Source organism: Bordetella tumulicola (genome assembly GCF_054779135.1).
Window position 1 is genome coordinate 1 of the sequence record NZ_BAAGYU010000001.1, and the last position, 644, is coordinate 644.

Annotated in this window: 1 protein-coding gene; it reads left to right on the top strand. The window is 57.0% G+C overall.

Features of this window, described 5'->3' with window-relative positions; all coding sequences use genetic code 11:
* Positions 1-644: IS5-like element ISKpn26 family transposase (locus ACYVDM_RS00005; RefSeq protein WP_460475288.1), on the top strand; the 644-nt coding region annotated here is incomplete at both ends.

Genomic DNA, 644 nt, shown 5'->3' on the forward strand with positions numbered 1-644 from the left:
CGCCGTCAGACCCGAAAAGAGATTTTCCTCTCCCGCATGGAGCAGATTCTGCCATGGCAGAATATGACCGCTGTCATCGAGCCGTTTTATCCCAAGGCGGGCAATGGCCGACGGCCCTATCCGCTGGAGACCATGCTGCGTATTCACTGCATGCAGCATTGGTACAACCTGAGCGACGGTGCCATGGAAGATGCCCTGTACGAAATCGCCTCCATGCGCCTGTTTGCCCGATTATCCCTGGATAGCGCCCTGCCGGATCGCACCACCATCATGAATTTCCGCCACCTGCTCGAGCAGCATCAACTGGCCCGTCAATTGTTCAAGACCATCAATCGCTGGCTGGCCGAAGCAGGCGTCATGATGACCCAAGGCACTTTGGTGGATGCCACCATCATTGAGGCACCCAGCTCTACCAAGAACAAAGAGCAGCAACGCGATCCGGAGATGCATCAGACCAAGAAAGGCAATCAGTGGCACTTTGGCATGAAGGCCCACATTGGTGTCGATGCCAAGAGTGGCCTGACCCACAGCCTGGTCACCACCGCGGCCAACGAGCATGACCTCAATCAGCTGGGTAATCTGCTGCATGGAGAGGAGCAATTTGTCTCAGCCGATGCCGGCTACCAAGGAGCGCCACAGCGCGA